Genomic DNA, 7534 nt, shown 5'->3' on the forward strand with positions numbered 1-7534 from the left:
AGTGAATAGCCATGACCGATAACGTCCTCTCCCTCGGCAGCGTCCCGCTGCACACCCAACTGCGTGATGTGCTGCGTGCGCGAATCCTCGACGGTGAATATCCGCAAGACAGCCAGATGCCTTCCGAAAGCGAGCTGGGCAACCTGTTCAAGGTCAGCCGCATCACGGTGCGACAGGCTTTGGGCGATCTGCAAAAGGAAGGGTTGATCTTCAAGATTCATGGCAAGGGCACGTTCGTGGCCAAGCCCAAGACCTTTCAGAACGTCAGCACCTTGCAGGGCCTGGCCGAATCGATGACCGGGCGCGGCTATGAGGTGATCAACCGCTTGCGCAGTTTCAAATTCATCGGCGCCGACAAGCTGGTTGCCGAACGCCTTCAGGTAGCCGAAGGCGACATCGTGGCGCAGATCAAGCGGGTGCGGCTGATCAACCGCGAGCCGATCTCCCTGGAAATCACCTATCTGCCCCAGGCCATTGGCGAGCGCCTGGAGAAGGCCGACCTGGTGACCCGCGATATTTTTCTGATCCTGGAAAACGACTGCGGGCTATCACTGGGGCATGCCGACCTGGCTATCGACGCGGTGCTGGCTGACAGCGACCTGACCCAGGCCCTGGGTGTGGAAGCCGGTTCGCCGATCATGCGCATCGAGCGCCTGACCCACGATGCCGCTGGCCGCCCCGTGGATTTCGAACACCTCTACTACCGCGGCGATGCCTTCCAGTACCGCTTGCGAATCGACCGGCAAAAAGGGGATCAGGCATGACCCACAGTTGCGAGAACAGAAATACCCTCGAACAGGAATACGACATCGTCGTGATCGGCGGCGGCACTGCCGGCCCCATGGCGGCGATCAAGGCCAAGGAGCGTAACCGCGACCTGCGGGTGCTGCTGATCGACAAGGCCAACGTCAAGCGCAGTGGCGCCATCAGCATGGGAATGGACGGGCTCAACAACGCGATCATTCCCGGGCATTCGACGCCGGAGCAGTACACCAAGGAAATCACCATTGCCAATGACGGCATCATCAATCAGGCGGCGGTGTACGCCTATGCCACCCACAGCTTCGAGACCATCGAGCAACTGGACCGTTGGGGCGTGAAGTTCGAGAAGGACGAAACCGGTGACTATGCGGTGAAGAAGGTCCACCACATGGGCGCCTACGTCCTGCCGATGCCGGAAGGACACGACATCAAGAAGGTCCTGTATCGCCAGTTGAAACGCGCGCGGGTGAGCATCACCAACCGGCTGGTGTGCACGCGCCTGCTGACTGACGAAGAGGGCGCGGTCAACGGTGTGATGGGGTTCGATTGCCGCACGGCCGACTTCCATGTGATCAAGGCCAAGGCGGTGATCCTTTGCTGCGGTGCCGCCGGTCGCCTGGGGCTGCCGTCCTCGGGCTACCTGATGGGCACCTACGAAAACCCGACCAATGCCGGCGACGGCTACGCCATGGCGTATCACGCAGGCGCCGAACTGGCGAACCTGGAATGCTTCCAGATCAACCCGCTGATCAAGGACTACAACGGTCCGGCCTGTGCCTATGTCACCGGCCCCCTGGGCGGCTACACCGCCAACAACAAGGGCGAGCGGTTCATCGAGTGCGACTACTGGAGCGGCCAGATGATGTGGGAGTTCCACCAGGAACTCGAAAGCGGCAATGGCCCGGTATTTCTCAAGCTCGATCACCTGGCCGAGGAAACCATCCAGAACATCGAAGAGATCCTGCACAGCAACGAAAGGCCCAGCCGCGGCCAGTTCCACGCTAACCGTGGTACCGATTACCGCACGCAGATGGTTGAGATGCACATCTCGGAAATCGGCTTCTGCAGCGGTCACTCGGCGTCCGGGGTCTGGGTCAACGAGAAGGCCGAGACTTCGGTGAAGGGGTTGTACTCGGCGGGCGACATGGCGGCCGTGCCGCACAACTACATGTTGGGCGCATTTACCTACGGCTGGTTCGCCGGCAACAACGCCGCAGATTTTGTCGCCGGGCGTGATTTTTCAGCGGTTGATGCCGGGCAGGTCGAAACGGAAAAGCAACGGGTCTACGCGCCTCTGGACCGCACACACGGCCTGCCACCGGCCCAGGTCGAATACAAGCTGCGCCGATTTGTGAATGACTACCTGCAACCGCCCAAGGTGACTAAAAAAATGCAGATCGGCCTGCAGCGCTTCAGTGATATCCAGCGCGACCTGGATCAGATCAAGGCACACAACGCCCACGAGCTGATGCGTGCGATGGAAGTCAGCATGATCCGCGACTGCGCCGAAATGGCTGCCCGGGCTTCGTTGTTCCGCGCTGAAAGCCGTTGGGGGCTTTACCACCATCGGGTCGATCACCCGCAGCGCAATGACCGTGACTGGTTCTGCCATTGCCACCTGAAGAAGGGTGAAGACGGCTTGATGACCAGTTTCAAGAAAGCCGTGGAGCCCTACATCATTCCACTCGACGCCGACGAATTGCAGGCCTACGACAAGTTGCGGGTCGGCGCTAACGCCGCCTGACAATCGATACCAGGAGAGCCCGAACCATGGCCTATCAACCCCAGGAAATTTTCTTCCGCTCCAACGCGCCGGTGACCGTCGACGAGGACCTGTGCATTGCCCACAAAGGCTGCACCGTATGTGTAGACGTCTGCCCGATGGACCTGCTGGCGATCAATCCGGCGACGCAAAAGGCCTACATGGCGTTTGATGAATGCTGGTACTGCATGCCTTGTGAGAAGGACTGCCCGACCGGGGCGGTGAAGGTCGAGATTCCCTATCTGTTGCGCTAAAGCCCAATCATTGTGGAAGCGAGTACAGACAACTTGTAAAGCCATCCGGCCACCCCCGGACGCTGGATTAAACCACCCCTCGTTTCCCACCGCGCCCTGATCGTGGCGGAGACGAATATTCTATAAATGATTCGAGGGGATACACCCATGTTATTGCGTGCAGCGTTTGCCGGTCTGGTACTGGCTTCATTGACCCTGTCGGCCTCAGCCGAAACCATCCGCATTGCCATCGGCACCCAGGACACCACGATCAATTGCGCCGCTGGCGGCCTGCTGATTCGTGAGCTTGGGCTGCTGGACAAATACCTGCCCCGGGCTGGCCAGTACAAGGACGCCCAGTATGAGGTGCAGTGGAAAAACTTCACCAGCGGTGCGCCCCTGACCAATGAGATGGTCGCCGGCAAACTCGACTTCGGCGCCATGGCGGATTTCCCCGGCACCTTCAACGGGGTGGCGTTTGAAGCCGCTGGCAAGCACAGCCTGTTCATCAACGTGTTGTCGGGCAGTATCAAAGGCAGCGGTAATGGCATCGTGGTGCCCAGCGCGTCCAGCGTGCAATCCCTGGCCGAGCTCAAGGGCAAGACCATCTCCGTACCGTTCGCCTCGACGGCCCACGGCATGTTGTTGCGAGCGGTGGCGGCGCAGGGCTGGGATCCGCTCAAGGATGTGAACATCATCGCCCAGCCGCCGGAGGTTGCAGGTTCTGCGCTGCAGGCCGGGAAAATCGATGCCCATGCCGACTTCGTGCCCTTCGCCGAACTGTTCCCGAGCCGGGGCTTTGCCCGCAAGATCTATGACGGTGCGCAAGCCAATGCACCGACCTTCCACGGCGCCCTGGTCGATCAGGCCTACGCGAAAAAGTACCCGGAAATCGTCGTGGCTTACCTGCGGGCGAGCATTGAGGCCAACCAGCTATTGGCCGCAGAGCCGGAGAAGTACAGCGAGTTGATCGCCAAGGTCACTGGCGTCGATGCCGAGGTCAATTACCTGTTCCACGGCCCGCTCGGTGTGCAGACTCGCGACCTCAGCTGGAAGCCGGAATACCGTCAGGCGGTCGGCACGGCCATCGATACGCTCAAGCTGCTGAAGAAGGCGGATCGCGGCCTCGACCTCAATACGTTCATCGACGACCAGTACATCCGCGCCGCGTTCAAGGCGTCGAACCTGGATTACTCCGCCCAGCTTGGCAATTACGCCCAGAGCCCGTTGAAGGCAGTGGATGCGGCGAACGGCCAGGTCATCACCGACTTCAGTCGCGTGGCCGAGATCTGGGTGCGCGGTGAACCCAAGGTTCGCCAGTATGCCTCGGCGCAGACAGCGTTCAGCGCATTGGCGCAGTTGAAAGCCGAGGGCAGGAACATCCGCGCGGTCTATGCCCAGGCGAGTGACAGCGGGATCAAATTGCTGGCGGACCAGGCGTGGTTTGCCAGCAACGCCAAGGGCGAACTCAGCGCCTTCCTGCTCAAGGGCCAGGCCCAGCAATACGCCACGGCCCAGGGCGGCAAAGTCCTCGACTTCACGGATGCCACCACCCAGGCGGTTGCTGCCCGGTAATCAAATTGGAATGCGGCCAACGTAGGAGCTGCCGAAGGCTGCGATCTTTTGATCTTTCTTCTGATAACCAAAATCAAAAGATCGCAGCCTTCGGCAGCTCCTACGGGGGGCGTGTCGCCATTGGGAATTGTTTATGTACCGATCATTTATCCGCTGGACCCCCAGGGCCGCTTCATTGCTGCTCTGCCTGCTGTTCTGGCAACTCGCTGCCAGTCATCACTGGAACCTGGGCCTGGTCACCTTCGCCAACGTGCCGACGCCGCTTGCGGTTGTCGAGGCCGCACTGGGGCTTGGGGAGTCGGGGAAACTCGGCCGCCACCTGGGCAGCAGCCTGAGCCGGGTATTCGCCGGTTACCTGGCGGCGCTGGTCATCGGTATCGTTCTGGGCCTGGCCATCGGCCGCTCGAAGCGGGCTGAAGACTGGCTGCTGCCACCCCTGGAAGTGCTGCGCCCGATTCCCGCCGTGGCCTGGATTCCCCTGGCCATCCTGATGTTTCCCTCGTCGGAGCTGTCGATGGTTTTCATCACCTTCACGGGCGCGCTGTTCCCGATCCTGTTGAATACCGTGCACGGCGTCGAAGGGGTCGATCCAAGGCTGATCGCCTCGGCAAAAAGCCTTGGGGCAGGGCGCCAGGCGATCCTTCTGGAAGTCATATTGCCCGGTGCTGCACCGAGCATTATCACTGGCCTGGCCATTGGCATGGGGACCTCGTGGTTCTGCCTGGTGACCGCCGAAATGATCTCCGGCCAATACGGTATCGGCTACTACACCTGGGAGTCCTACACCGTCCAGAACTACGCCGATATCGTGGTCGGCATGTTGCTGATCGGTGTACTGGGCATGGGCAGCAGCCTGCTGATCAAACGTCTCGGCGGCCTGTTCACGCCGTGGCACCGACCACGAGGAAAAGCCTGATGAGCATTGATCAAGCCATGCAAGGGCGCATCGACATACGCCAACTGTCGATCCGCCTGGGTGACGGCAGAACGGCTTTTGAAGCGGTGCAGGGCCTCGACTGCCAGATCGAGGCGGGGCAGTTCGTGTGCATCCTCGGCCCTTCCGGTTGTGGCAAATCCACCTTGCTCGGGGCGCTGGCCGGGCACCTGCAGACCTGCACCGGCACGCTCAGCGTTGATGGGGCGAAAGTCTCGGGACCGTCGCCCCAGCGCGGCATGGTGTTCCAGCATCACACGTTGTTCCCCTGGCGCACGGTGCGCGACAACGTCGCCTTCGGCCTGAAGATGCGTGGCATCGGTAAAACCGAGCGACACCAGGCCGCTGACGAGATCCTGGCCCTGGTCGGGCTTGAAGGGTTCGCCGAGCGCTGGCCTGATCACTTGTCCGGGGGCATGCAGCAGCGCGTCGAAATCGCCCGGGTGCTGATCAATCGCCCGCGCCTGCTGCTGATGGATGAGCCCTTCGGCGCGCTCGATGCCCTGACCCGGCTGAACATGCAGGAACTGCTGCTGGACATCTGGACGCGAATTCGCACCACCGTGGTGTTCGTCACCCATGACATCGATGAGGCGTTGTTCCTGGCCGACCGATTGCTGGTCATGAGTTCGCGCCCGGGGCGGATCATCGAAGACCTGCGCCTGGACTTTGCGCGGCCCCGCGCCAGCGAACTGGTGACCAGCCACGAATTCTCCCGCTTGAAGCGTCACTGCCTCGAGTTGTTGCGTCACGAAGACGGTCGGCAGCTACCGCGCCTGAACCCTCTCGGACTTCCCCCAGAAAATAAACTGCCGCGATTTGCCCTATGACCTCTCTATTCGATGTAACCGATAACGCTGAAATTCTTGCCCTGCAAACACGCCTGAGTGATGAGGATCCGGGCGTGCGCAGGATTGCCCTGATTGAACTGGCTGATCTCGAGGAGCCTGAAGGCCTGGTCTGGCTGGTCGACCGACTGGCCGAGGATCCGGCTGAAGAAGTTCGTGCCGAAGCCGCACGGCTACTGGAAGCCTGGGAGGATGACCCGGTCGTCGAGGCATTGTGCCAGGCCCTGACCGACCCTGCGCAGACAGTACAGGCCGCCGCCGCGCAGAGCCTCAGCCTGCTCAAGAGCGAGGCGGCAGGCAAGGTGATCCTGCCGTGGACCGTGCATGCCGAGGTGCAGGTGCGCGTCGCCGCGTTTCGGGCTCTGCGCGAGTTGCGCCTCCCCGATGCCGCCGCTGCCGCCTCTGCCGCCTTGCTCGATGTGGACCCAGGTGTGCGCCGCGAGGCGGTCGGCGTGCTCGGCTGGCTCAAGCAGCTCGATGCCTTGCCGGCGCTGGCGACGCTGGCCAGCCAGGATCCCGACACAGAAGTTCGTCGTGCCGCCACCGGCGCCCTCGGTCTGGCTTGCGGTGCCCAGGTCCTGCCGGCCCTGCGTCAGGCCCTGCGGGACAACGCCTGGCAGGTTCGTGAGGAAGCCGCTACGACCCTGGGCAAGGTCGGCCACGTTGACGCGGGTCCGGCGCTGGTCGATGCCCTGGGCGACGATTACTGGCAAGTGCGCCTGCGCGCCACCCGCAGCCTCGGGCGCTTGCGCTATGTCCCGGCGCTTGAGGCCCTGATCGACACCCTCGACCATCGCATCAGCAACCTGCGCAAGGAGGCGGCGCTGGCCCTCGGCGAGTTGCAGGACCCGGGCGCCATCGCGCCATTGCAGGCAGCGCAGGATGATGGCGATCCGGAAGTCCGTAAAGCGGTGCGCATTGCGTTGAGTCAATTGCAATGAATCCGCTGGCGGTTGGCAATTCCCAGGCTCGACAGCAATTGCGCCTCAACTGGCCGGATGGCCGTGAACAATTGCTGGACCATGCTGAACTGCGCCGCCAGTGCCCGTGCTCGCAATGCCGGGCGTTTCGGCTGCGAGGGCAGGCGCCACTGGTGGACTCGCGGGTGCGGGTGATCGAGGTCAATGACCAGGGGTATGGGGTGCAGCTGGTATTCAGTGATGGACATGAGCGGGGGATTTTTCCGTGGGCCTTTCTTGCCGGACTGGCTAATAACTCCAATTGAACACGCACCCCCTGGACGGATGGTGCTTGTCACCAAAACCCCGTAGGAGCTGCCGGAGGCTGCGATCTTTTGATCTTGCTTTTAAAAAAAATCAAAAGATCGCAGCCTCGTTTCACTTGGCAGCTCCTTGTATGTTGACCCAGCACCCAGCGAGAGAGGTCTAAGCTCGTTGGTGCTGACATACAAAGATGTGTT

8 protein-coding genes are annotated in these 7534 nt (G+C 61.6%); all 8 read left to right on the plus strand.

What is annotated here, in order from left to right; translation table 11 throughout:
- Positions 1 to 11 precede the first annotated feature (11 nt).
- The 8 genes from AAEZ05_RS03845 to AAEZ05_RS03880 all read left to right on the plus strand — a co-directional run bounded on the left by AAEZ05_RS03845 (position 12) and on the right by AAEZ05_RS03880 (position 7339).
- Positions 12 to 764, plus strand: coding sequence for a GntR family transcriptional regulator (locus AAEZ05_RS03845; protein ID WP_045057619.1), 753 nt, complete (start codon positions 12 to 14; stop codon positions 762 to 764).
- Complete coding sequence (locus tag AAEZ05_RS03850) at positions 761 to 2506, plus strand: fumarate reductase/succinate dehydrogenase flavoprotein subunit (RefSeq protein WP_350646646.1); 1746 nt, start codon at positions 761 to 763, stop codon at positions 2504 to 2506. Before AAEZ05_RS03845 ends, AAEZ05_RS03850 begins: the two co-directional genes overlap by 4 nt.
- A 26-nt stretch (positions 2507 to 2532) precedes the next feature.
- Positions 2533 to 2778, plus strand: a complete 246-nt coding sequence (locus tag AAEZ05_RS03855; RefSeq protein WP_007946457.1) for a 4Fe-4S dicluster domain-containing protein — start codon at positions 2533 to 2535, stop codon at positions 2776 to 2778.
- Positions 2779 to 2925: 147 nt separating this feature from the next.
- Positions 2926 to 4332, plus strand: a complete 1407-nt coding sequence (locus AAEZ05_RS03860) for an ABC transporter substrate-binding protein (RefSeq protein ID WP_350646647.1) — start codon at positions 2926 to 2928, stop codon at positions 4330 to 4332.
- A gap of 133 nt (positions 4333 to 4465) precedes the next feature.
- On the plus strand, positions 4466 to 5248 hold the full coding sequence (locus AAEZ05_RS03865) for an ABC transporter permease (protein ID WP_350646648.1): 783 nt from the start codon (positions 4466 to 4468) through the stop codon (positions 5246 to 5248).
- Positions 5248 to 6096 (plus strand): ABC transporter ATP-binding protein, encoded by an 849-nt coding sequence (locus tag AAEZ05_RS03870; RefSeq protein ID WP_350646649.1) that lies wholly within the window; start codon positions 5248 to 5250, stop codon positions 6094 to 6096. Before AAEZ05_RS03865 ends, AAEZ05_RS03870 begins: the two co-directional genes overlap by 1 nt.
- Entirely contained in the window at positions 6093 to 7055 is a 963-nt protein-coding gene (locus AAEZ05_RS03875) for a HEAT repeat domain-containing protein (RefSeq protein WP_350646650.1), read from the plus strand. Before AAEZ05_RS03870 ends, AAEZ05_RS03875 begins: the two co-directional genes overlap by 4 nt.
- Positions 7052 to 7339: a DUF971 domain-containing protein gene (locus AAEZ05_RS03880; protein ID WP_045057613.1), complete on the plus strand. Its 288-nt coding sequence runs from the start codon at positions 7052 to 7054 to the stop codon at positions 7337 to 7339. The genes AAEZ05_RS03875 and AAEZ05_RS03880 overlap by 4 nt, the downstream gene beginning before the upstream one ends.
- Positions 7340 to 7534 lie beyond the last annotated feature (195 nt).

This window comes from Pseudomonas sp. HY13-MNA-CIBAN-0226, assembly GCF_040310305.1.
Taxonomy (GTDB): domain Bacteria; phylum Pseudomonadota; class Gammaproteobacteria; order Pseudomonadales; family Pseudomonadaceae; genus Aquipseudomonas; species Aquipseudomonas gregormendelii.